Raw genomic sequence first — 23,188 nt, 5'->3', positions numbered from 1 at the left:
ATAAAAATGATACTTATTAACTAATCATAAAGTGAATATATGAAAATACAAATCATCGCTTTTTTATTATTCCTGGCAAGTTGCGATGGGCAATCAAAAAAAGTTAGCTCGGAAAGTATTAAGCCCGTTACAGAAGAAATGGGTGAAAAGCCTCTCGACTTAGAACTGCTTAGAAGCATTATCGATAAACAAAAAAATGTGGAAACTGAGGAAAACGAGCCGGAACAACCTTACAGCCTGTCCAAAAATGATTTCGAAATTTCAAATGATATTGTAGCAAACGGTCTTAAAAAAGCTGGCTATAAAGTTATTTTGGAAGAAGAGTTTACCAAAAAATTATCTGAAATTTTCAAAATCAGCACAAAGTCCAATTGTGGAATGATTTTATCGGTCAATGATCAGATCACTCTTTTTGGCAATGCTATGGACGGATCAAAAGAGACAAGAATAAAAAATCAGTATGATCTATATAGCGATACACAAAATCTTTTTATTATTCCAAATAGAAAATTCTTAACCCAGATGTTTTTGGTAAAAGATCTGGTGAAAATAGATGACCAATCTTTCAGCGTTCAGCTTCCACAATTTGTTATTGCCCGGAATAAATATCTCTTCAATGACAGCAAAGCCGATTTGGTCTGGCTACTTTCTAACGATCAGGCTTTTTTGAAGAGGTTAGTTACTGATTTTGGATATGACAAGGAAGAAAAAATAAACAAACTTGTTTTAGAGAATCTGTATAAAGAATATTCAAACCCGAGCCATAACATCACTGAAAAACTTGGCGAAGTATTTTTCACTAAAAATTGTGAAGGGAAATTACAAATTCAGCAGGGCTTGTTGGACTTTGTGTCACAGCATACAACAAAGGATGATGACCGGTTTATTTATGCCCTGGGAAACTATTTGGATTATCTCTTTAAGGACGATAAGGATAGTACCTTTACGGAATCGCCTGGCAAAAAATTCACGATGGAAGAGAAAGCAAAAATAGTGGCGTATGTTGCCAACATCGAAAGTCCAGCCTTCTACAAATTTAAACCTTTAAACAGTCCGATGGCATGGCACAACGCAGGAACTTCCTTATACAATATTACCGCAGCTCATCCCGAAATACTGAAGATTATGGAGAAAAATAACTATTACGGACTTAGTTCACTAAAAAATATAATTGAAAGTACAGAATTTGAAGAAGAGGGATCTGAAAATTAGAGATTTATAAACCGAAAATATAGTTTTTACATTTTATTAAACACATTTAAAAAGTCAATCCGTTATCAAATACTCTTAATTATTAAACCAATTAAAATGAGAATACAGATAATCTTGCTTTGTTTTCTGATGGTAACCAATTCCTGCAATGGACAGAAAAATGAAAAATGTACGGATGATGAAATCATAAGTAAAATAAAAAAGCTGCCACAGACGATAAAAGATAGCATTCAACTTTCTAAAGAGAAAAAAACCATTATTTATCAGACCTATACGGATACAAGGTAATGTTTACAAAGTTTTTAAACAGGCTGCAAATGATGAGTTTCACATCTCAACGCTTAATCTGTATTATGCTGACAAAAATTGCAATGTTTTCCTGTACGATACAGTTGAGGATAAACTGATACCAATTGACAAAAAAATTAGTCATAATAAAAAGCAAAAGACAGCAAGTCAAAACGTAAAATTTTCTGACATTTTTAATGAAGGAACGATAATCAAATTTGCTCCTGATGATTTGACGGATAACACGGAAGAGATAAAAGTCTTTAAAACAAAGCTGCAGATATTCGAAAATGAATATCCTACGACAGAAGATTTTGATATCGGAAACTTGACTTATCTTATCAATAACGAGACATTTTTTGATGTGCAGTATTATTCAGACAGCAGTTGGCTGCAGTATTTCATTTCCAAATATAAAATAAATGCCAACCGCCTAAACCAACTAATGCATTTCGCTATCCAACAGGAAGATATGGATGCAGTGAAAGTTCTCATAAACAACCAATATATCATTTCTGAAAAAGAATTGCTCATAGCTTCGGAAACTAAAAAAAACTCTGAAGAAAAAATAAAAGAAAATAAACAGGATGGTTATGAAAGCTACCTAAAGTCCAAATCAAAAATAACGGAGATCTCGACTTTAATGGAAAAATATTTTGCTGACAATAAGATTCAGGATCCCGATGGATATACGAATTTAAGGAAAGATAAGGATAAAAGTTCTGAAATCTTAGAAAAGATAAAATCCGGTTCGCATATCCAGGTTTTGGATAATTCCGGAGATTGGCTTCTGATTAAAACAAAAGAAGGTAAACAAGGATTTGTGCACAGAAGCAAAATAAAATAAGAATAACAGGAAAAGCGACAAATGTAGATCAAGATCATTCCCATTGAGGCTACAGATAATTAAACATTGAGGTAATGAAAAAAAATCACCATCATTTACACCTACAAAATTTTTCTCCTAATCTTAAAGAAATAAATGATGAAAAATTTAAACATATTATTTTGCACTATTTTGATAATGTTTTTTTCCTGTCAGGGAAATAAAACAACTTCAAACATCCACGCTAAAAAAGATAACCCGGCAAAAGTAGAAACAATGAGTAATAATTTGCCATATACTTCAGATGAAGTTAAAAAATATTACAGATCTGACATCACTTCCAGCGATCCTGTAATAAACAGTAAAAAACTGGTTGAGCATTATTTCTCTCCCGAGGAAATACCCTTACCATTGAAAGAAAATGACTTTGAAATAAAACCGTCAGCTAAAGATAAATATTACGATTTGGAGACTTTCAATTTCCCAAATCAGAACAAATGTCAACTGATTATATATAACACTTTTGGCGAAAATGATTCCAAAATATTAAATATCCAGTTAAACAGTTTTGTTAAAGATCGATTGGTTGATAAATTACTTTTGGACAGTAGATTTACATTCGAAACAGAATACTACAGAAATTTTAAGATTAATCCGGGTGGAACCATAGAAATTACAAAATTTTCAGTGGATAAATTAGTAGTTAATGAAGCAGGAGATATCGTCGGTGAAAATGAAAATCCTGTTCCTAAAAAGCAAATTGTGAGATACAAGATAAATTCTGAAGGGAAATTCATTAGACTTTAACTAAAAAAAAATGTCTAAATAGTTACTTAAAAATGGAAAAAATATTTTCTTTGTTATTTTTTTAAATAATTTTATCGTCATGAAAGTATGGAGATAAAACAACACTTCCTAAAGTTCGAAATTAAATAGATCATTTTTAATTAATCGTAATTATAATATTACGTTGAATTCAAAAACGGTCACCTCTATAATCTTTGAAAATCAGTGGATTAAAGATGAAGTAAATATCTGAAAATGTAAATTTTGCTTTAAACTAAAAAACACCTGTAAAATCGATTTATTCGCTTACCTGTAAATTTACCAAATTTCTTTTACAGCCTTTAGGACAGATCTTCAGCGTACAACCATTTCATTGCCACTTTTTTACCAAAAAATCAAGAATTTTTTCTTTCCCATAATTTAAAGCTCTGATAAAAAACCACAGAAATTACAATTCCACCAAAGATCAAATAAAGGTAAGATTCAAAGAAAACTGACAGCAACTCATCTTCTGTACTGTACGAACTCCAGGATGATTCCCGATCCTGAAAAATACTGAGATTGATAAAAAAGACGATTAGAACAAAAAAATTCCTGTCACCAGAGATGTCAAAATAATTCCAATTTTATATTTTTTCTGAAAAAGATTTACTACCGGAATGACTAATATGGAGATGAGGGAAAATACCAAACATCTTTCAAATACGAACATTCCACACATGATGACGAAGGCTGTGAAGATAGATATATCATAGAAAGATAGGCGTGTGCAAAGACAAAAGCAAAAAATAAAAGACTCGCGACGGCTGTTTTTGCGTAGTTCATATTACTGTTGCAATTTTGTGTGTCTTTATAATGTAATCAATTTAAATATATCTTCAAAATATTATTACGTGAATCCGATATCTTTGCTCCGTTAATTTGCGCTGTTGAAAAACGACAAATCTCAATTTTTTTATGATTCCTGCTGTCTAATGCGCTTTCCGTAATGTTCTTAAAATCGTAAATTTTAAAACTTTTGTTATTAATGATACACTCGAGAGTATCGCTTAATTTAATTTTCTCTGAGATAAAAAAACTGGTTTTGGTTAAATCTGTTTCTTTTTTTTCAGGAAAAAATTCCTTCTCACCAAGTCTAAATAAAATGTCACTTTCATTTATATTTTTCAAATAAATGTCTATGTAAAATCCACCTTTCGCAGCTACATATCTTTCACAGTCTGTTTCATTATAATTTTTTACCGCTGTCTTTTCGCAGGATACAAAGGTTATTATAATTAGAAAACAAGAGATTATATTATTTTTTGGTGCAGTCAGTTTCATTCTACAATTTATTTCTGCTTTTTAAATTATAGATTATGCAGTTATACAATTCAGCATTATCTAATTTCTTTCACAGTTCCTGATACCGCATCTATTTTGAAAACTTTCTCATTTACCGATTCTTCATCATGCAATCTGTAATCTCGGATCACTTCCCAAAACGGATTTTCTCCCGCCTCGTATTTCAGTCTGTTAAAGACCATTTCTTTTGACTTCAAAGTTTGATCATGAAACCAGACTGACAGTCTGTGCTTTGCCGGATTATCAGTATCAAATATCTTATTATCTTTTAAAATCTTAAAAAGTACCTCAGGATTCACTTTTACATTCTGATACACTTTTGCATAATCAGTCTCGTTATTAAGTTTAGAATTTTTGTCGTATTCATATACTTTTCCCCAAGGGGCAAAACCATCTATGTAACTTACGAGCATCTTAGACGCCAATTTTTTCAGATTTCCGTCTTTATAAAATTCTTTATAAATGCCGAAAGGCTCTTTTTCGGATTCTATTTTTTCGATATAGAACTCATCAGATAATATTCTGGTTCTGATTCCGTCTTTCACCGTATCTGTAGCCGAAGCCGAAGTCATTGTGTCACCGTCATAAACGGTCGTTCTATCCCGGTCAAACTGAACAATATCAAATTTTTCTGTCATTGATTTGTTTTTAGATTCTTTTTTTTCCTGTCCGTTACATCCTGTAAGAAAAAGGATTACAATAAAAGTTGCTATTTTATTCATCATCTTGCCACTGTTTTATAACTTCCCAACCTGCCTTGCAGTAATCTCCACTGCCAGTGTGTTGTAGAAATTCTGTTAATATGGTTCCAATGAGAGTAATCCATTACATTATCCAAAACCGCCCTTTCAAAAGTAAAGGCAGAATCATTATCGAAAGTATGAAACAGACCTATCGCATGAAGCATTTCGTGCACGGAACTTCCTAAACTCGGATCACTGGTCAATCTGCCAGGAAAAACAATCGCACTTTTTACGTGACCGACATCTTCTGCGATGCCATTGAGGCCTCCTGAAGAGGAACCGAATACGTAAATCTTGAAATAATCTCTGTATTTATCGTTTTTGGAATGTATTTTTTCATTCAGATACTTGTGAAGTTCGTGCGTTTTCACCTGACCGTTCTGTGTGTACCACCAGTTGAACCAGCTGGAAGCAAAAAAACCGGAAAGATCCAAAGTGTCTTCTTCAACATTACTTTCAATATAAGACTGAGCCAAAACCTGTTTAAGCTTTATTTTTTCAGCATTAGCCACAGTTCCCGTCTGTACAGCCCCGTTGATTTTTGTAGTCACTGTTACGAAAACGACTTTTAAATTATAACTGAAATTATTGGGTAAAATGTTCAGTTTTCCACAAACCTGTTTATCTGCGAGAATTGTTATACTTTTTTGAATATTAAAGATATTTTTGCATTTGATCTTAATAGGAATTGTCCTGTTTCCTTTGCTTTTATTCGTAATTTCATCATTCTGAAAATCACTGATTTCGAATACAGACTTATCATAATCCAGTTTCAGTTCCTTTGGTGCCTCATCTATTTTAATTTTAAGGATGAGATCTGCCGTTTTATCTTTTCGCAAAGTCATTTTTGGAACATAATAAACGTGATCAGAATTGCCTGCATTTTTTTGTGCCTCCAAAACTAATCTTTCGAATGTGCCGGTAATCTTATTAAATTCCTGAGCACTTTTCAGAAAAACACCGTTGTAATAGACTTGTTTAAGTTTGGTATTATCACCAGGATCTCTGTACTTACCAACATAATTCAAATACCAGACATCACCCGCATATCCTGTATCTGCTATTCTGATCCAGTCGAATCCAAAAGCCGGTGCATTTTTATAATTCTGATCCGTCCGGAAATGTATCACACATTTAGCTTGGGTACTTGGTGGAAGAGGTTTCCCCGGATTTCCGACGTGCGAGATTCCTTTGGTACTTTGTTCTGCATAAGTTTCGGAGGCAATTTCTGTAATATCCGCTTCCGAATAATACTTCAGATCGCCGCCAATCTTCTCATAAATCTTTCCCTTTACAATTCTGGTTCTGCTCATCGGATCGTTTTTAATGTGACTTCCCTTTTTTACAATGCGGTTATTTATACTTCCCTACGCATCTTTTATTATTAAAGGGGACTTTCTGACAATTTTAGAAATTTGCCTTCAGTGGTATTTATTTTCTTCTATAAAATATATCCTATCATATTGTCGTTAAGAACATATTTTTGTCTCTGCACTTTCACGAAGTTTAATAATTCGCTCTTTCTGTAACTTGCTCTAATCATACGTCTTCGAATTATGCATCTATCATTTGTCAATAAGAATAGTATTCCACCGTCATTCCTCTATTTTTATCAGTAGTTTCTTTTTTTATAATTTTCCCGGAATTATCAAATGAAAATTTAATAGATTCTGCATTGCTGAGATCCTTTTCTAATTTTGCTTTACCATCAACAACTCTGTTGGCAAAATTAAAATGATTAATACTTACAATGATGCTGTCTTCATTGTATTTATATAATCTCTCAATCTCCGTAGTTGGCATCTCGTTAGTATCATTTAATTTTTCCCAAGCCATTTTTCGTTGCTGATCAATATTTAAGGGCTGCCATTTTTTATTGACCAAAATAGAAGCGTTCACGATTTGATATTCATAAACTTTTTCTTCTGCAAGCTTTTCGTTGGCGTAATGATATGTTTTTTTTACAAAAATATTGATCAGTTTATCAGGATTATCTTTGTCTATTTCTGCCGAATATTTCACAAAATTAATAATCCGGCCATTCGAATCGTATTGAAATTGTTCAACAAAATTAGAATCTTTGCTCTGTTTTTTGTCAATTTGCCCTGCTTTATTGTACTCATAATTAAGTGTATACGATAGGTCACTTTTAATTCGTCCATTAGGCGCAATTTTTTCTTCTTTGATATTTTCTTTTAAAATTCTGCCTTCTTTTCCGTAGATCAATTCCTTTTTTGCTATTAATTCTTCATAATTTTTTTCCTGAAAAATAAGTCTTCCGTTTTCATCATACTTATTTTCCAATAATGTTTTATTTAAGAGTTTATCTTCAAAAATTCTTAATAATTGAGCAAATTTATTGTATGTGTAGATATATTTATGATTAGCACTCGGCAGATTTTTATCAATACTTTTTATTAATCCTAATTCATTGAATTCTATAGTCGTAAAAAAATCTCCACCTGATGTGCCGCTTTGGCCTATAGGATATTTATAAAAAGTCGAATATTTTTTTGGTAAAAAATAATTGAAATCGTTAATTTGGAGTAAATCTTCAGCAGGAAATAAATCGACATTATTTATTTTATATTGATTGGTTTTATGATTAATTTCTGCATAAATCAAATGTTCGTTTGCAGCGTTGTAAAAAACAGTTTTTTCGCCACTTTTAGTAAATGCAACTTTGTTATTTGGATAAAGTTCAGATGAATTAAACTTTTCAACTTCTTTATTGTTTTCCTGCATATTTTGGCTATTTGAATTACAACTTAATAACGTATTAGCTAATATAAGCGCTTTGATTAATGTAGAAAATTTATTATTAAGTTTCATTATTAATTGATTAATCTATATCTTTCATATCTGTGTCATTATGATTTCCTACTGCACAAAATCCGATTAATAAAAATTTGCTAAGCCTTATTTTATTTCTTCAACTTTGCCGGTTTCTCCATCCATTTTATACTCCAAATCAACAAAAGCCACGGGTTCTCCTCCACTAAAATCAGGATTATCGTTTTTCTGTCCATTTTTAATCGAAATGATCCATTCCTTTCTGCCATTTTTATCATCAAAGGCCAATTCAAATTTTGGCCTCTCATCTTTATCAAATTTCCCGTCTCCAGTTTTGGTGTTGATAATACCTTTCTGTTCTAAAAACTGCAATACTTGCGGATATTTTACTTTTCCAAATTTTTTATCTTCATCCACTTTTTCTACATTTCCATCATTATCATAATATTCTGATATGCCGACTTTTGTGCGTTCGCCGATATATGTTTCCTTCTTTTTGATAGATCCATTGCTGTAAAACTCTTTATAAATGGTCAAGAAAGATGGTTTCGGAGGGATTTCAGTGTAGGTTCCAATTTTGTTTTCAATGAAGGTCATTTCAATAATGGTATCATTTTTTGTAATTCTGTGAACAGCAGACGTTCTCTTTTCATACGCTTTAAAATCAAATTGTTCTGTCATTTTATTTTTTGCTTTATGATCGGTTGAATTGTTATTTTTATTTTGTCCGTCACATGAAATTAAAATAAAGATGAGACTTACATAAATCATTTTGTTAATTACTTTCATTGTTCAGATTTTAAAAATTACTTTTAAATTTTGATCCTTTTATTTAAGACATTCCACTGCCAGATAAATAAACAAAATCTTTCAATTCCTGCTAAATGGCTGTAATCCATCAAATTATTAGTGTTTTTTGCTTTGTAGGTATATTTTCTTACAGCCTTATCCTGATCCACACTTGCAAAGGTGTGAGGCAGATGAAGGGCGTGTATGGTTTCGTGGGCAATCGTCGCCTTATTATGGGTTGCAAACTGAACGCAGGTTGTCCATCCGTAATTTGAAAAACCGTTCCATTTTGATTCTTCTCCTATAAAGTAGAGCACAAAATAACCTTTATACTTATCTCCGAACTGATCTTTGAGCTTGCCCTCCAGATAATCTTTCATCCCATCACTGCTGGTGACTTTTTGACCTGGTTTTCCATTTTGCAGTACAGACGGACCGGTAAATTTTGACTTGAATTTATTAAAGAATATATTTCCGGTACAGTCCAGCGGCGTTTTTTCTTCGATAATGTTTGGGATCAACAATGCCTGATTGCAACAATTGATAAAAAATTCTTTCCCCCCCGCAACAGGACGTCCCGTTTTTATGACACCTGAAATATCTGTGCTGACATTAAGGAAAACCACATTGATATTTTTTAGGAAAGCACTTGAATTTGGGTGTATTCTGATCGCTCCACAAATCTCCCCATCTGCTTTCACGTAGAGAAATTGTTCCTGATCAAAACTTTTTTTACAGGTGATTTTAAAATAATTATACTTGTCATATTTTCCTTTTCGCACATCACCTATCTCTTTGATATTTAGACTTAAGTAATCTTCCGCCTTTTTATCTTTAAACTCAAAAGTTAATTTCTTTGGTTTTTCCTGTATTTCGATTTTTAAGTTAAATAAAGCAGATTTTCCTTTCAAAAGGGTGAGCGTTGGTATAGGATACAAGTATGGCTTTTTATTGATTTTTTTCCAAGAAATTGTAAAGCTTTTATAACTTTTTAATTTTTTGTCATACATCGCCAAATCTTTCTTGAAATATCCATCCGGATTTTGTTTTCCATTCCTGCTCCAGGCATTAGTATCTTTATATGGTGTAATACAACTCGCTTCTTCATAATGCAAGCCCATAATTTCTCCAAACCAATTGTCTCCTTTTTGTCCGGAATCGCCGGATCTCAACCAGTCAAAGCCAAAATCAGGTTTATCTTTATAGAGATCGTGAGGGCGGAACATCACCAAACATTTCGCTTTTATTTCGCCGGCAGTTGGTTTGCTGGGATTTCCTGTATGAGAGATTTCTTTACCACTTTGCTCAGCGTAGGTTTCGGAAGCAATTTCTGTAATATCCGCTTCAGAATAATACTTTAGATCGCCGCCAACTTTTTCATAAATCTTTCCCTTTACAATTCTGATTCTGCTCATAGGAATAATTTTTAATGTGATTTCCCTATTTCTCCACTTCGGTTATCAATCGTTCCCTGCGCATCTTTATTTATTTGTCCGGCAGTGTAAGTTTCTATTCCGCCTTCATTATTTACAACAGTTTTGCCTTGTTTTGTTTCACTGTGGACGTCGCCGTCGATCATTTCAGTCAGTTTTCCGGTGATGAAGAGACTTGTGTCACCAATAACGGTTGTCATTTTCATTGCTCCGACACTTTGAGTTGCATTAAGGCCAATACTCTGGCTGCTGTTCATTCCAATGCTTTCACTGGCATCCATTCCTACAATTGTTGTCATGTTTTCTGCCACATTGATGTTCATATTCCTGCAGTTCAGCGTCATCGTTTCCGGTGCCGTAATATTAATATTGCTTCCGGTAGTATCCAGATGGATTTCGTTTCCTGACTTATCAGTTATGATAATACTTTCATCTTCCGTAAAAACAATTCTGTGGCCGCTTCTTGTCTGAATCGATTTTACACGGTTATCCATTCCACCACCAAGTCCTACGCCTCCATGAAACATTCCGCCCATCACAAAAGGCCGGTCCGGATGATTGTGAACAAAACCCACCATTACCTGATCTCCAACTTCAGGAATTGCCACATAACCTCTGTTTTGGGTAATCTGATCTGTTCCACCAGCATCGGGGCTCATCATTCTGATAAAATTTGTAGTGTCGTGAAGCTGCCAGTCGAATTTTACGGCCACCCTTCCCTGTCCCTGAGGATCTGTATTGCTTACCACCGTTGCAATCTGTGGCTGAGCAAGGGGAAGATAAAATATCGGTTTTGGAAGAAATCCGGTATCGCTGGCAATTGCTTTAAAGGTTCCTTTATAGTGCCCGAGCGTATCAACTTCATGTGTTGTTTCCGTTACCATAATTCTGGTAAAATAACTTGTCTGGCTGGTGTCGGGTTTTCGCATTTCTAAATCTGCGACACATCCGGGATACAAAAATGGGATTGAAATATGACCGCTTACCGTAAAAACTTCCACTGCTTTACTTCCTGATGCGCTTTGCTGAGAATTAACGACATCTTTATCTGTAATTGCCTTTATGGGTGCAACCTGCAGAGATTTCGTCTGGAAAATATCGCTCTGGCTTTTGGCATATGCTGTTTTAGCCAAATCACTTTTATGTTTTACTGATGTTTCACCGGAAGTTAGTTTTGAATTCTGGCTGCTGTTGTATCCGTAAAATTCAGGCTTCGTGTGAACTGCATTCAATTCTACGCGAATATCACTCACGTTGCTGCCGTAGATTAATTTTAACGGAGGATTTTGAGGCGGAAGTTTCCCAAAATGCAAAACCTCACCGTCGTAATAAAACTGCTCTCCATACGCTTCGGCCATTCGGGCCAGATAATTGAAATGCGTTTCGTTATACTGTACACTGAATGGAATTTCAGAATAATCATTGGCATCAACCCGAACATCATATTTGCTGCTTCCCAAACCTTCTTTAATGAGTTGTGCAGCAATTATACTGAGATTTACGGGCGCTTCACCACCAAAGCTCTGTACAGTCGGTGCAGCATCAAGCAATACCGTCGGACTGAAACCACTCAGAACAATATTTGGCAGTCCGCCCTTTTCCTGGCTATAACCAACTTTTGTAATGACGCCAACAAAAGTTCTTTCCGGGCTGTCTGGTACGTCTTTATATTTCTGAACAACCGTAATTCTTTTCCCTAAAAATTCATTACTGGAAGCCAGATTATGATCTTCATAATTTCCAAGGGTATCATGGGCTAAAGTGAGTTCAAACTCATGATGTTTCTGAGCACTTTGCGAAAGGGTAAAATCTTTGTAATGAGAAATGACTTTTCCTTCAATTACAATATTCAGTTTTACAAGCCTGTTGATTCCAAAAATCTGGTTGGCTGAAATAGAATTGGCACTGTTATCAGGTTTAAAAGAAGGTCTTACCGGCGTATTTGGGCTTTCCATAATGGATGATTTTAGTAATTACACAGTAGAAATTTAAGCAAAAAAAAGTGGTTGATCGACAAAAATTCGCAATAAAAAGCAATCCTGACGAATAATACCACATTGGATCTTCATCAGGATTGAATTTAATGCTCCTGTCTATGCTTTGTAAACGTAGGATTATTTTGCTCCTGGCCAGATTCCGTCGTATGCTGAGTTGCCATAGTCGATTTTTTCTGCACTTACTACGAAGCTGATGAACATGTTATCTTCATTCAAAGCATCATAATCCACTTCGTGCTGAATTACATATCCGTTGTCCCACTTCAAAGTTGTCAATGTACCTTCTTCATGAGATTTGTTGAAAGTAACTTCACCGGAAGTAGGTTTGTATTTTCCGTTTAACAGACTTTCCAGAATCCCGGAATCTTCAGTAGCTTCTACTGTAATTTTGATCAATGCATTAGAAGGATCTGATGCTACTCTACCTGAAACATCGGTATTTCTGGATACACCGTAATTTAGTTTTAGGATTTTCTGCTCTGCTCCACCGTTAAATTTTAAAACAGCTCTTGAATTGTTTGCCATGATTTCTAAATTTTAATATTAGTATTAATGATTTGTTTCTCACTTCTGATATACCAAAGATAGAACCAGCTGATGAAATTTACTATCGTAGAATTACTACACTTTTAAAAAATCAGAAAATTATTTTTTAAAAATTCGGAGCTAGCGGCACCGTCTGATAACTGACACCAAAATCTTTAATCAATAATTTATAAGACGTTGGTTTTACGAGATAAATAGTCGCTGAATCTTCTTTTTTTCTTTTCGAAAAAAGATCATAATCTGAAATAATCCGTATTGGAAAATCCACTGAGTCATTCCTACTTTTCAAAATTTCCCCGTCGGCAATTTTATAGACAAAAACGGATCTGTTATTTATTTTTGGATTTCCAAGCAGTTCGGTTTTATCTGTTTTTAAAACCAGAATGCTTTTTTCTAAAGCTTCTTCAGCGGTCAGCATTCTCTTTTTCTGCTCATTTCTTTCGTTTTCGAAAAGATCGACAGAATAATGATCTGGTCTTTCATATTTTTTTTCACAGGAAAAAATGAAAATAAATGCTGTTGCAACCGAAATTAAACATAGAAATTTCATGATATACTATTTGCATAAAAAAAGGGAACACGCAAATTTTGCGAAAATTCCCTTTTCTGTTTTAATAAATAAAAATTATTCCTGCTGATATTCAGCATCCCATTCGTTTCCATCATCACCTTTGTGACCGTCTAGTTTTATCACAAAACTTTTAGTTGGGAAATACGGCGTCATTCTGATATCAAGCCAAACGCGGTCTTTATTAAGTTTATCTTGCTCAAAACGGACAATTTTAAATTTCTCGATTAATTTGTCCGGTCCTTTAATACCATCCAGAAAAGTAACAATCTGCCTTCTGAGGTCATCTTCATTTCTCGGATTCCAGTTTTCAAACGCTCTTCTGTTTAAGAAATCCAACAGCACTTTAGTAACGTAATCAAAAACCCTAACTACAGAATAAGTCTGCAAGCCGATATTATCTCCTGTGAACAGAGTTTTCGCCGAGAATGCCATAATTTTTCCGTACTCGTTGACCATAGGTACCAATCCCATTTTCTCCAGCTGCGAAATTTCACTTTTCTTCAGGTCGAATTTCACGGCATCCACCTCGTTGATATTACCGTGCTTTTTACCGGCAGCAACCTGTGACATCAATGTTTTATAAATTTTCCCTGCCATAGAAGTCGATGGCGGAAGATCAACATTTTCCTCTTCGCCAACTTCTTCAGCGCGTCCGCGACCGACTAACCAATTGGTCGTCATAATCACATTACTCCTGTGAAGCTCGCCACCGGTAAGATTTGCAGAGTGAAATAAATCTACAACATCATCCGGTTTATCAAGATTGGCAAAATCGGTCACGAGCATTACTTTATTCTCATTACATATTTTCGCCCATTTTTCCACCACTTTATTTGAACCCAAATATCCAGGAATCGCCAGTATTGAATAGTTATCCCGAAGATCTAATCTGTCATAATTTTGCTTGAATTCATCTGCAATCGCATCAATAAACAGCGGATTATCCAAATCTTTCATCTGCTCCAGCGAGGCATTTACAATGCTTACATTATCCACCTTATCAAGTTCAGTATTTTTGAAAAATTGAGACATCGTACGGTAAGAAGTTTCCAGCTGACGGATTTCAGAAAGTGCGTTTTTAAGATTTACTTTAAGATTATTTTCCGCTGAAATCGCTTTCGTCTTGCAGGTTTCAGCCATTTCATCTGCCGTTTCATTGTTTTCCAATAAAGAAATCCAGAGATTCAGTTTTTGGGCCAGATCTTTTCTTTCGCTCTGCTTGTTTGAATCGTTTAAGAAAATCTCCTTCCTGGCTTTTCTTGTAGGATTCATGTTGGCGATTCCGTCTACAACGGTTTCAATGAAATTAAAACCGCCAACTTTATTCAGGTCATCCAGAGCAGCGCCCTGTCTGCGGTCTTGCTGCTGCCCAGATTGTTGATTTTGCTGAGCCTGTTGTTTATTATCCATGGTTATTTTTATTTTTCAAGTTCGCCTGCTACTTCTTTCAACACTTCAATCAAAGCTTCCTTTGTCTGCGGATTTTCAAGAATATTTTTCAGGATTTTATTGTTTTTCAGCTGTCTCAAAATCTTGTTGTACTGCTCCTGCTCTATGCTGAGCGTTTTCAGATATTCCGAATTTTTAGTAAGATTTTTTGGGGTGAAATCTCCCAGCTGCTGAAATCTGAATTCTTCGTCTACATAAGTGCCGTCCTCAGTCGTATGCTGTACAGAAATTGCCGGTTGAAAGTGTTTGAAAACATCATCCATAGATTTCAGACCTTTGGTAATCTCCGGAATAAACGGCTCATCAGCAGTCAGTTGACTTACAATAAGAGATCTGTTTTGCTGGATTTCCTGTATCGCTTCGTTGGCATCGACTTTTACCTCGTTTCCGCCGACACCATAATTAAACATTGCCATATTATCAAGTTTTGTATTTATTATTTTATAATGTAAATTTTAAAAACCTGTAAAAATTAAAGAGATTCTACCGGTTGTGTAGTCGGCATAAAATATCGGTTGAGCCAATACAATTTTTCGCCGTTCTGGGTGATGATGATCTTCGGATTGCTTTTGTTATCCAGCAATCTGTCTGCCAATATTTTATATTGTTTGAAATAATTTTTTACGATTTCCGGCGAAATAACTTTTGCCTGTTTCCAGCCGCTGAGTTTGAATTTTGAAAGCGTTTCTTCCGAAGAATTATCAAATCCCGTACTTACTGCGACGGAATATGCCATCGGTTGATCCTTCAGCTTCGACTTATCAAATTTACCATCGCCGGAATAATATTTTTTTAAAACAGATAAATAATTATTTACCGCTGAACCCTGGCTGAATGACGGACTGAAACTTTCTGTTTCTCTGTAAACTTCCTGATAAAAAGCCCTCAGTTTATCATATTCGGTTTCCGAAAGTAAAACTCCTTTTTCTACCGCAGGATAATTTTCCTTAAACTCTTCCGTATACACTCCTCTTGTAAGAAAAGGATAATTATAAGATATCAGCTGTGACGAAGTTTCTTTCGGTGTAAGCGCCGGTGCATTAGCAAACTGATTTCGGAAATCCGGTCTCAAAGTCGTTCTTGAACTTCCTACAGGCGATTTGAAATAACCGGTCAGCGATGCATTCATTCTTTGATTATAATCTGTAACCTGTGCCAGAAGACTGTCGAGAGATTTAATCAGTAAATTACTTGAACTGATTTCACCTTTTTTAGGATAAACTACGAACCCCTGCGACATACTTCCGTTCGGATAATCCAGAGAATAAAAACCTTCTTCACCCATCACCAGGTTATAATTGTTTTTATCCAAAATCATTTTTTGATCAACAATTTTTTCTTTATCAAGTTCAGCAATATTTCTTGCCGTTCCCGTCAAAACATTTTCAGAAAATAAAACGAAATTGTTATAATAATCTGAAGATCCGGATGCAGACTGGAAAAACAGCATTTTTGCTCTTCCCATAGTCAGGTTTCTTAATGCATTATTCAAACCACCGTAGCTGCTGGCGGTCGATCCCACGACAACAACAATATTGGTTTCATCCGGAACGTGACTTATCAACGCTCCGCTTGCTTCCAAAGCTTCCTGAAGAGGCTGTGCACCAGAACTGCTGCATTCCGGATTCTTAGTCTGCAGATCTATAAACGTATTTATTTCCTCGAAATTATTGGTCAGTGCCGAGGTCATCACATCGTCGCCGCACGTATTGTTTTTATAAAGTACAGCGCCATATTTTATATTATGATAGTATTTTAACTGATCTTTTTTAAGCTGAATGTCCTGAAAAACAGATTTTGCCAACGCAGAATTCTGAATATTTTCTCTGCTGATATCAACCGTAAAAATAATATTGAGATTTTTACTTCTGTTGACAATTTCTTTGTAACGGTCAAAATAGACCGGCTGACCCAAAACATTATCGACAAAATTTTTGCTGTAATCTAGGGCGTTGGTAAAAAATTTCGCTTTGTTTGAAGGATCGACTGTTGTAGGCGTAATAGAAACCAAATTTTCAACCTGGGTTCTGTCGGCGGCATCTGCGAGAGCAAATTTTGTCGCGCTCGTGCTTCCGTCCTGCGACTGTTTTGTAATGGCCGAAGTTCCGGCATTTGCATAATTAAAATCCGATGCCACTTTTAAAGCGCTTCTTTCGCCCCAGTTTGCCACTACATTTGAGCTCACCCAGCCATACATATCTTTTGAGATACTGTCTAATTTCAGCGATGGCGATTTCCCGATTAAATATCGGTTATTGGATTCAGATTGTTTATAGATGTACACAAACTGACCTAAAGGAAGTTTTTTGCTCGTTGGTTTCGTCAGATCCGGAGAAGTAAATACGATTACCGAATCATTTTTCAAATATTTGGCACCATCTTTCAAAACATCAGAATGATTTGGAGACAGAACAGCTTTTACAGTGAAACCATTGTCACTTCTTTTTAAAGAATTTGTCCACAGAAGAAGCTGATCTTTAGGAATCCAGCCATAGGTTTTTACAGATTTAGATGAAATCTTTTTTAATAAAGCATCAGGCTCATACTGCGCAACTTTGATGAGATTTTTTGAAGTATTTTCTTTAATAACCAAAAGTGGCTCAAGAAATTTGATTTCCTTCGGCGACTTCTCATCACCTTTGTCTAAAAATACAGAGTTATTATCCCGGTCTGAAACGACAACCCACGGCTCTGAGTTTTTAGGATAACCGTCGCTCACTTTTACCTGATCTACATAACCATAAAAACCGGATTCCGGCGTATCTTCAGAAGGAATTCTCACCTGACAACCAACTAAAAAGTAAACTGCAGCGGAAGCATAGATGACATTTATAAAGTTATTTTTCATAATTTATTTTTAGTTTTTATAGCTTGCTTTGCTTCACTTCCACTTTGATGACGCAATTCTGATTACTGTCAAGCGTTGTTTTTACTTCTAAAATATTGTTCTTTTTGTCGAACTGAAGACCTGTACAGTAATAGTAAAAAGAATTATTTTTATCATTCACCGTAACCGGAATATTGTCTTTGTTGCACAGATAGGTTTTAAGCAGATAATTATAATGCGTATTAAAACTGTTTCCTTCTGCAATCTGCTGCAGATGATATTTAAAATCATCATTTATTTTCCCATAAATATCAACAACGGTTGGCTCTGCAATCACTTCATCATCAAGTTCTTCATACGCCGGTAAAATTTTAATCATGTGCTGAATCGGCTCCTGATCTACATCCGTATATAATGTCACAATGTAATTTCCCGGATTTTTGAAAGCGTAAGATGCCATTTTTTCTTTTGCATCGATATTTCCGGTTTCTCCAAATTTCCAGGTGAAATTTTTTGCATCATTTGAATTTGCGGTAAAAACCACATTTGCGAGCTGCATCGCCTGGCTTGGTGCATCAATCGTAGTCGGAATCTTCTCGGCATCAACGACTTTCGGAACACCCGCAGAAACCAAAACAGGAAAAGACTTTGTATATTTATTATCAATAATAAGTGAAACCTGATAGTAACCTGGTTTTTTGAAAAAATGAACGCCTTTGTTTTTCTGTGAATTAAAACCGTCACCAAAATCCCATTTTCTTGATTTTCCAAAAGATGTTTTATCATCAAACGTAAGCGTATCGCCCACATTTAAAGAAGTCGGATACACCGTTGCCAGAATATCATCCGAACTGTGGATCACCTTCCGCTGCAGCCAAAGAATGATGATTGCCGCTACCAGCAGAAGACTTACCACGGCAATAATAATATTCTTCCTGTTTTTCTGAATGTAATTCATGATTATACTGATTAGTTATTTTTCATAAGCATTGCATTGTCTCTCTGCAGTTTCTGATTTTTTCTTTCCTTAAAACCGATCGAACAATCTTCAAACTGTTTGGTGAAAATTTTAATGTTTTCATTTTTTTTGCCTGCTACATATTTGTCTTCCATATACATTTTATAGAACTGAGCGATTTGCGCATAAGAACCTTTTCGCGGATCATTGATATTAACCGTTTCAAAAATATTGGCGATATCATTAATGCTGTAGCGGATTTCATTCTCTTCCAAAGGATTATTATTATCTACCGAAACTTTATCAATCCTGTGAAAAGTGCTGTCGATAACAGGCTGCGCAACCTTCTGTCTTTCATCAAATTTTGCTTTTTCCTGCAAAGCCTGAATAGCCAGAATATCAGAATTATTAAAAGGAGATTCGCTTCGGTACAAAACAACAGCCGAGATGAGCAAAACAGCAAAAAAAAGCAATCCCAAAAGGTATAGGAAATAGTATCTTTTTTCTTTTTTCGAAAGGGTAATATTTACTTGCATTAGCTACTGTTTATTTCAATCTCCTGGCGATTCTTCCACTCGGAGCGCTGGTTTTCATTGATGTACTGATGCGGTCTACTTTCCCCATACATTCGTTCAGACTCCGCATTGCATTCTGTTCTTTTGCTGTAATATTGATCAGTTCATTTTTGAAAACTGTCATTTTACCTATATTTTTCGTCAGCGTTGCGTATTGCCTGAAAGACGTCGAAGAATCCGCTCCCATTAGATTTCTCGTGTCACGAAGATCTTCAAGTATCGAATTTCTCAAAAAAATGTCGTTCTCCACTTTATTGGAATTCAGAAGACTCATTTTATAATAAATGGTATCCATTTTAATTTTTAAAAATTCGTTTCTATTCAGAATACTTTTGTAATCATCCAGTTCTTTCTGAACCTGTCTTTTCTGAATATCAGAACTTCTGAAAAACAAAAAAACAGTCAGAAAACTGATCAGAACCAAGACACCAAACGAAAGAGCGAAGCGGATGATTCCGTTTCTCACATCTTCTTTATTTAATTTTTTCTGTCCGTACTCTTTCATTTCAATTAAATACTTGAATTATAATATCCATTTTCCACACAGAATCGCGCAAGATCCAGTTTGCTTTTTAAACCCAATTTATCCGTTAGACGTGTAATATACGTGTCAATCGTTCGCGAACTCAAATTAATCCGATCCGCAATTTCCTTATTACTAAAACCTTCATAACACAGTTTAATGATATGAATCTCGGTAACGCTGAGATCTTCCTGTTCTTTTTTCTGGCGGTCCATATAATTTTTCACCACTTCATCCTGCATCGCCCACTCTTTTTTGTAATCCTGGTAATTTGAATTTTGGCTGAGAATACAGTTCTGAAGAAGATCTTTTATAATAATGCTGTTTTTCTGACAGTAATACGTATTTGGAATATCGTCGATCGTTCTGGCAATATCTTCCTGAAAAGTCGCAGAATACGTAAGAATAGGAATGGTTTTGTTTGTCTGGCGGATGTATTTGATGGCTTCAATTCCGCTGAGGATCGGCATAAATAGATTTATGATAAAAACATCTTCCTGCTTTCTGTACAGTCTGTTGATCAGTTCGTTTCCGTTATTGCAATCGTTAACTACCGAAAACTGCGGGTTTTCTAAGAGCATTTTCAGCAGAAACTGCTTAAAATAGAAATCGTTTTCTGCAATAGAAAACCGGGTTGTTTTAGTAGAATTTTTATACATATAAAACTTATCTGTACTGTATTTTATAAAAACTAAATATCACAAATTCATATCCGGATCAGCTCTTTTTAAGATGAACTTTTCTTTAAATATTAATTCAGACTGGAATGGATTTCACAAACATTAGACATTTACGAAAATAGATTAAAGAAATGGTAAAAAAATCATTTTACATTAACTTTTTTATGTTTAAATTACAAAATCCAGCAAAATAAAAATTTAATTATATCTGCTAAAAAAATGAAGTGGTATTATAAAAATTCAATATTAACTGCTATTTCCTCAATATACCACAGCGATATTTACAGATGTGCTAACAGCAAATATTTTGCCAAGGATGTGTAAAATTAACAATTGTTAACAAAAATTAAAAGCAGGAAATTTTAGAATTAAATAAATTGAAATGCGGAATTTCTCTATATTTTCAGAAGGTTGTGAAACAGGTTTCGAAACCAACAATTGTCTGGTAAGTATTTAGCTAAATTCTGATTAAGATTACGTTATAAACTGCATCAATGCAACTTAGACAAACAAGTTATCAGATCATCATATAATGTAATGAAATAATAACTAATACATACTTCGGTTTAAGTTTAAAATCATTTCTCCATCACCCGATATTCCGGATCTTCCTGAATATTTACTTCGATAATACTTTCCGCATTTTGTAAAAGCTTTCTGCATTCAGGGCTAAGGTGGCGGAGATGAAGAATTTTACCTTGCTGTTGATATTTTTCGGTTATTTTGTGAAGTGCATCGATGGCTGACATGTCGGAAACGCGGCTTTCAGAAAAGTCGATAACGACTTCCTGCGGATCGTTCATAACATCAAATTTCTCTGTAAACGCAGAAACCGAACCGAAGAATAACGGTCCGAATATTTCGTAATGCTTTACGCCATTGTTATCTATGAATTTTCGGGCACGAATTCTTTTCGCACTTTCCCAAGCGAAAACCAAAGCGGAAATAATGACTCCGACTAAAACAGCCAAAGCGAGATTGTGCAAAACCACGGTAATAACTGCGACAAGAATTCCGGTAAAAATATCGTGTTTTGGCATTTTATTGATAATCCGAAAACTTACCCATTCAAACGTACCAATCGCTACCATCATCATCACACCAACCAGCGCTGCCATAGGAATCTGTTCAATAACAGAACCGCCGGCAAGAATCACAAATAAAATTGTGAGCGCACCAATAATTGCGGAAAGTCTTGTCCGGGCACCGGCACCAATATTCACTAAAGTCTGCGCCACCATAGCACAACCTCCCATTCCGCCAAAAAAGCCATTGGTCATATTGGCAATTCCCTGCGCTACGGCTTCGCGGTTGCTGTTGCCTTTAGTCGCGGTAATTTCGTCCACCATATTTAAAGTCAGCAAACTTTCTATGAGACCAACTCCGGCCATAATCATAGCATAAGGGAAAATAATTTGAAGTGTTTCCAATGAAAAAGGGATCTGCGGAATATGAAATTTAGGAAATGAGCCGCTTACAGAAGCTATATCTAATACTTTTTTGGTATCAATTCCCACGAAAAACACCAATGCTGAAACAACAATAATTGCGACTAATGATGCTGGAACAGCTTTTGTGAATCTTGGAAGAAAAAATACGATGGCAACCGTAAGTAAAGTGAGTCCCATCATTATATATAAAGACATTCCATTCATCCAACTTTCGATGCCGTCCGAAACGATTTTAAACTGTGCTACCTGTGCCATAAAAATAATGACTGCCAAACCGTTTAGAAAGCCGTACATAACAGGCTGCGGAATGAGCCTTACAAATTTTCCGAGTTTAAATGCACCCACCAGAATCTGAAATATTCCGGCAAGAACGACCGCAGCAAAAAGATATTCAACACCATGCGCTGATGCAAGCGCGATAAGCACAACCACAGTCGCTCCTGCTCCACCGGAAACCATTCCCGGCCGGCCGCCAAAAACAGCTGTAATCAATCCCATTAGGAAAGCGGCATACAATCCTGTAAGCGGCGACAGTCCGGCAAGAATCGCAAAAGAAAGCGACTCAGGAATCATCGTCATTGCAACGGTGAGGCCAGCCAGAATTTCGTTTTTATAATTGATTTCCTGTCTGAAATCGAACAGGCTGATAATTTTCTGCATGAAAATATTTTTGGATAAACTTTGTTTATATAATGATGTTAAAATTAACTTCAGGAACAATTTTGCCTTAACAATCCGATCAAGAATGAGGCTTTAACCAGAAAACAAATTTATGGCTTATAAATTTAAAATCACATTTAGTTGAAGTGATGCCTAAATTAAAAAATATACTACACACTGTAGGAGTTATTACCAAGTATGGGCGAGGTCATAATTTTGCTAAAAAATACCCAGCAGAAAATAAATTTATAACATAATAAATCGAAATTTAATATTAAATAAATACAATAATTATACAAACACCTATTATGTATTAAATCTTATTCTTATTTTAGCAGTAAAGTAAAACATAAAAATGGCAGTACAGTTTGGGATTTTTGAAGTAAATGAAGAGGGAATAAAGGTCGAAATGCCCAATAATCTCTCATATAAAATTAATAAAAACTCGGTTTTTGAAGTTCAGTCATATAAAGAGCGGTTTGTTTGGCACTGGCCACTGATGATGATGACAAAACCATGGGTTAGTGAGCCTGATCTGATGCATTTCAATACCGCTTTTTTTTTCGCGCTTGATTATTTTTCCGAAGAAGATTCAGTAAAAAATGTAGTTTCTACCTACAGAACACTGCTGATTCAGAAATGGCTTCTTAACAATAAAAACTGCGTCGGCGCCGATTGTCTGGATGACCTTCAGCAAGTTTTCGAACAGCGGCCAGAGTATCAAAAGAAGATTTAAA

22 protein-coding genes are annotated in these 23,188 nt (G+C 35.1%); 5 read left to right on the top strand and 17 right to left on the bottom strand.

Annotation, left to right across the window (positions count from 1 at the left end):
* Window positions 1–39 precede the first annotated feature (39 nt).
* From ASG01_RS00405 to ASG01_RS00395, 4 genes are all read left to right on the top strand, one after another.
* Window positions 40–1,212, top strand: a complete 1,173-nt coding sequence (locus ASG01_RS00405; protein WP_055858270.1) for a hypothetical protein — start codon at window positions 40–42, stop codon at window positions 1,210–1,212.
* Window positions 1,213–1,308: 96 nt separating this feature from the next.
* On the top strand, window positions 1,309–1,500 hold the full coding sequence (locus ASG01_RS15880; RefSeq protein ID WP_131725302.1) for a hypothetical protein: 192 nt from the start codon (window positions 1,309–1,311) through the stop codon (window positions 1,498–1,500).
* A gap of 232 nt (window positions 1,501–1,732) precedes the next feature.
* Window positions 1,733–2,347 (top strand): SH3 domain-containing protein, encoded by a 615-nt coding sequence (locus ASG01_RS00400; protein WP_055858266.1) that lies wholly within the window; start codon window positions 1,733–1,735, stop codon window positions 2,345–2,347.
* A gap of 135 nt (window positions 2,348–2,482) precedes the next feature.
* Window positions 2,483–3,133, top strand: a complete 651-nt coding sequence (locus ASG01_RS00395) for a hypothetical protein (protein ID WP_131725301.1) — start codon at window positions 2,483–2,485, stop codon at window positions 3,131–3,133.
* Between the two features lie 840 nt (window positions 3,134–3,973).
* Here ASG01_RS00395 and ASG01_RS00390 read toward each other — a convergent pair.
* The 17 genes from ASG01_RS00390 to ASG01_RS00310 form a co-directional block, all read right to left on the bottom strand.
* A complete protein-coding gene (locus ASG01_RS00390) occupies window positions 3,974–4,435 on the bottom strand; it encodes a hypothetical protein (RefSeq protein ID WP_055858261.1) in 462 nt (153 codons plus the stop codon).
* A 56-nt stretch (window positions 4,436–4,491) separates the two neighbouring features.
* Window positions 4,492–5,181, bottom strand: a complete 690-nt coding sequence (locus ASG01_RS00385; RefSeq protein ID WP_055858258.1) for a hypothetical protein — start codon at window positions 5,179–5,181, stop codon at window positions 4,492–4,494.
* Window positions 5,178–6,512, bottom strand: coding sequence for a hypothetical protein (locus ASG01_RS00380; protein ID WP_055858257.1), 1,335 nt, complete (start codon window positions 6,510–6,512; stop codon window positions 5,178–5,180). The genes ASG01_RS00385 and ASG01_RS00380 overlap by 4 nt, the downstream gene beginning before the upstream one ends.
* A gap of 259 nt (window positions 6,513–6,771) precedes the next feature.
* A complete protein-coding gene (locus ASG01_RS00375; RefSeq protein WP_131725300.1) occupies window positions 6,772–8,031 on the bottom strand; it encodes a hypothetical protein in 1,260 nt (419 codons plus the stop codon).
* An 87-nt stretch (window positions 8,032–8,118) separates the two neighbouring features.
* Window positions 8,119–8,781: a hypothetical protein gene (locus tag ASG01_RS00370; RefSeq protein ID WP_055858249.1), complete on the bottom strand. Its 663-nt coding sequence runs from the start codon at window positions 8,779–8,781 to the stop codon at window positions 8,119–8,121.
* A 23-nt stretch (window positions 8,782–8,804) separates the two neighbouring features.
* Window positions 8,805–10,196 carry a hypothetical protein gene (locus ASG01_RS00365; protein WP_055858245.1) on the bottom strand — a complete coding sequence of 464 codons (1,392 nt, stop codon included), beginning with the start codon at window positions 10,194–10,196 and terminating at the stop codon, window positions 8,805–8,807.
* 11 nt (window positions 10,197–10,207) lie between these two features.
* The gene (locus ASG01_RS00360) at window positions 10,208–12,169 is read right to left on the bottom strand and encodes a type VI secretion system Vgr family protein (RefSeq protein WP_055858242.1); all 1,962 of its coding nucleotides are present in this window, start codon (window positions 12,167–12,169) and stop codon (window positions 10,208–10,210) included.
* Between the two features lie 159 nt (window positions 12,170–12,328).
* Window positions 12,329–12,736 carry a type VI secretion system tube protein TssD gene (tssD, locus tag ASG01_RS00355; protein ID WP_055858239.1) on the bottom strand — a complete coding sequence of 136 codons (408 nt, stop codon included), beginning with the start codon at window positions 12,734–12,736 and terminating at the stop codon, window positions 12,329–12,331.
* A 127-nt stretch (window positions 12,737–12,863) separates the two neighbouring features.
* Window positions 12,864–13,307: a hypothetical protein gene (locus ASG01_RS00350; protein WP_055858232.1), complete on the bottom strand. Its 444-nt coding sequence runs from the start codon at window positions 13,305–13,307 to the stop codon at window positions 12,864–12,866.
* A 75-nt stretch (window positions 13,308–13,382) separates the two neighbouring features.
* Window positions 13,383–14,738 carry a DUF5458 family protein gene (locus ASG01_RS00345; protein WP_055858229.1) on the bottom strand — a complete coding sequence of 452 codons (1,356 nt, stop codon included), beginning with the start codon at window positions 14,736–14,738 and terminating at the stop codon, window positions 13,383–13,385.
* An 8-nt stretch (window positions 14,739–14,746) separates the two neighbouring features.
* Window positions 14,747–15,193 carry a type VI secretion system contractile sheath small subunit gene (locus ASG01_RS00340; protein WP_055858226.1) on the bottom strand — a complete coding sequence of 149 codons (447 nt, stop codon included), beginning with the start codon at window positions 15,191–15,193 and terminating at the stop codon, window positions 14,747–14,749.
* Window positions 15,194–15,249: 56 nt separating this feature from the next.
* A complete protein-coding gene (gene tssR / locus ASG01_RS00335) occupies window positions 15,250–17,625 on the bottom strand; it encodes a type VI secretion system protein TssR domain-containing protein (protein ID WP_055858221.1) in 2,376 nt (791 codons plus the stop codon).
* Between the two features lie 16 nt (window positions 17,626–17,641).
* On the bottom strand, window positions 17,642–18,562 hold the full coding sequence (locus ASG01_RS00330) for a PKD domain-containing protein (protein ID WP_055858218.1): 921 nt from the start codon (window positions 18,560–18,562) through the stop codon (window positions 17,642–17,644).
* 11 nt (window positions 18,563–18,573) lie between these two features.
* The gene (gene tssO, locus ASG01_RS00325) at window positions 18,574–19,098 is read right to left on the bottom strand and encodes a type VI secretion system TssO (protein WP_055858213.1); all 525 of its coding nucleotides are present in this window, start codon (window positions 19,096–19,098) and stop codon (window positions 18,574–18,576) included.
* Between the two features lie 10 nt (window positions 19,099–19,108).
* Complete coding sequence (tssO, locus tag ASG01_RS00320) at window positions 19,109–19,642, bottom strand: type VI secretion system TssO (protein ID WP_055858210.1); 534 nt, start codon at window positions 19,640–19,642, stop codon at window positions 19,109–19,111.
* Window positions 19,643–19,647: 5 nt separating this feature from the next.
* Window positions 19,648–20,319: a LuxR C-terminal-related transcriptional regulator gene (locus ASG01_RS00315; RefSeq protein WP_055858207.1), complete on the bottom strand. Its 672-nt coding sequence runs from the start codon at window positions 20,317–20,319 to the stop codon at window positions 19,648–19,650.
* Window positions 20,320–20,918: 599 nt separating this feature from the next.
* Window positions 20,919–22,451, bottom strand: a complete 1,533-nt coding sequence (locus ASG01_RS00310; RefSeq protein ID WP_055858204.1) for a SulP family inorganic anion transporter — start codon at window positions 22,449–22,451, stop codon at window positions 20,919–20,921.
* Window positions 22,452–22,806: 355 nt separating this feature from the next.
* On the opposite strand from ASG01_RS00310, the gene ASG01_RS00305 reads away from it, so the two are divergent.
* Window positions 22,807–23,187 (top strand): hypothetical protein, encoded by a 381-nt coding sequence (locus ASG01_RS00305; protein ID WP_055858200.1) that lies wholly within the window; start codon window positions 22,807–22,809, stop codon window positions 23,185–23,187.
* Window position 23,188 lies beyond the last annotated feature (1 nt).

This window comes from Chryseobacterium sp. Leaf180, from assembly GCF_001424585.1.
Lineage (GTDB): Bacteria > Bacteroidota > Bacteroidia > Flavobacteriales > Weeksellaceae > Chryseobacterium.
The sequence above is the reverse complement of the archived record's forward strand: the minus strand, read 5'-3'. Positions and strand labels throughout refer to the sequence as shown.